We start from the raw sequence: 2,180 nt of genomic DNA on the forward strand, positions 1-2,180 counted from the left end.
TGTCAACGGCGGTCGAAAACCAGTCCAGAAACGACGGATGAAAACCAGGCCACCCAACCACGATCGGATGGGTGATCTCGATGGAAGACTGGGCCCTGATCCGGCACCTGCACCACAGCGAGAAGCTGTCACAGCGTGCCATCGCGAAACGGTTGGGCATCGCCCGCGACACAGTCGCAAACGCGCTGGCCAGCGACACACCACCGAAATACCAACGACCCGCCGTGGCCTCCGCGATTTCCGAAGCCGAACCCAGAATCCGGGCGTTGCTCACGGCGTATCCGACAATGCCGGCCACAGTGATCGCCGAACGCATCGGCTGGAGCGGATCGATCACCTGGCTGCGTGAACGAATCCGGCTGCTGCGCCCCGAATACGCGCCGGTCGATCCAGCGGACCGTCTCGACCATCAACCGGGCAGAGCCGTCCAATGCGACCTGTGGTTCCCACCCGTGAAGATTCCGCTCGGGTTCGGCCAGTTCGGGACGCCACCGGTGCTGGTGATGGTCGCCGCGTTCTCACGATTCATCACCGCGATGATGCTGCCGTCCCGAACCACGATGGACCTGGTCGCCGGCATGTGGACCCTGCTGGCGCACCGGTTCGGGGCGGTGCCGCACCAACTGTGGTGGGACAACGAGGCCGGGATCGGACGCCGGGGACGGCTGACCGTCCCGGTCACCGCATTCATCGGCACCTTGTCGACGACGCTGATCCAGCTCAAGCCCTACGACCCGGAATCGAAAGGCATCGTCGAACGCGTCAACGGCTATCTCGAAACCTCGTTCCTGCCCGGGCGCACGTTCACCTCACCGGCAGACTTCAACACTCAACTCACCGACTGGTTACCGATCGCCAACGGCCGGACCGTGCGCCGAATCGACGGCCGTCCCGACGAACTCGTCGCCGTCGACACCGCCGCAATGCTGGCCCTGCCACCGGTCCCACCCAGCACGGACACCGTCATCGAGTTGCGGCTGCCCCGGGACTACTACGTGCGCGTGGGCGGCAACGACTACTCGGTCGACCCGTCGGCGATCGGGCATCTCGTGCAGGTCACCACCGGACTCCACGCCGTCACCGTCACCGGCGCCGGTCGACCGCTCGCCGACCACGAACGCCTCTGGGCCAGCGGACTGACCGTGACCGACCCCCGGCATGTCGACACCGCAGCCCGGCTCCGGCACCAGTTCCAACAGGTCTCCTCCGACACCTCCGATAGCGGGCACCCGATGCGGGACCTCGCCGACTACGACCAAGTCTTCGGTGTCGACTTCGGATCCACCGCAATCGAGTCCACCATCGGATCCTCCGATGGGGAGGTGGCGTGATGGCCGCCGAGGATCCGATCAAACAGGTCGAACACTACGCACACGCGCTCAAGGCACCCCGGATCCGCGACGCCGCGGCCCGACTGGCCGCCCAGGCCCGTGAGAGCGGCTGGAGCCACGAGGAATACCTCGCCGCGGTGCTTTCCCGCGAGGTCTCGGCCCGCGAATCGTCCGGCGCCCAGATCCGCATCCGATCGGCGGGGTTCCCGACACGTAAATCGTTGGAGGAATTCAACTTCGATCATCAACCCACCCTCAACCGGGAAACGATCGCGCATCTGGGCACCGGCATGTTCTTGACCCAGGCCCGCAACGTTGTGCTGCTCGGCCCGCCCGGAACCGGCAAGACCCATCTGGCGATCGGGCTCGGCGTCAAAGCCGCCGGGCACGGCCATCGGGTCGCGTTCGCCACCGCCGTCGACTGGATCACCCGCCTGACGACTGCGCACGCCGCCGGTCGACTGCAGGCCGAGTTGACCCGGTTGCGCCGCGTCGGGCTGCTCATCGTCGACGAGGTCGGCTACATCCCGTTCGGGCAGGACGCCGCGAACCTGTTCTTCCAGTTGGTGTCGAGCCGCTACGAGCATGCCTCCCTGATTCTGACCTCGAACCTGCCGTTCGCCCGGTGGGGTGACGTGTTCGGCGACCAGGTCGTTGCCGCCGCGATGATCGACCGCGTCGTGCACCATGCCGAGGTCTTGACCCTGAAAGGGTCGAGCTACCGACTCAAGGACAGCGGAGTGGACACGTTGCCGTCCGCCCGGGCCGAGAACGCGGCACAATAGTCATGACTTTGTGGCCAGATTTTCGACCGTCGCTACCGGCCGACTTTTCGACCGTCCCTGACAC

At 65.9% G+C, this 2,180-nt stretch carries 2 protein-coding genes; both read left to right on the top strand.

What is annotated here, in order from left to right; all coding sequences use genetic code 11:
* Positions 1 to 80: 80 nt before the first annotated feature.
* A complete protein-coding gene (gene istA / locus RZ1_RS29265) occupies positions 81 to 1,331 on the top strand; it encodes an IS21 family transposase (protein ID WP_072816434.1) in 1,251 nt (416 codons plus the stop codon).
* Complete coding sequence (gene istB / locus RZ1_RS29270) at positions 1,331 to 2,116, top strand: IS21-like element helper ATPase IstB (RefSeq protein ID WP_072816436.1); 786 nt, start codon at positions 1,331 to 1,333, stop codon at positions 2,114 to 2,116. Before istA ends, istB begins: the two co-directional genes overlap by 1 nt.
* Positions 2,117 to 2,180 lie beyond the last annotated feature (64 nt).

Origin of the sequence: Rhodococcus zopfii NBRC 100606 = JCM 9919 (assembly GCF_001895025.1) — a bacterium.
GTDB classification, from domain to species: Bacteria; Actinomycetota; Actinomycetes; order Mycobacteriales; family Mycobacteriaceae; genus Rhodococcus; species Rhodococcus zopfii.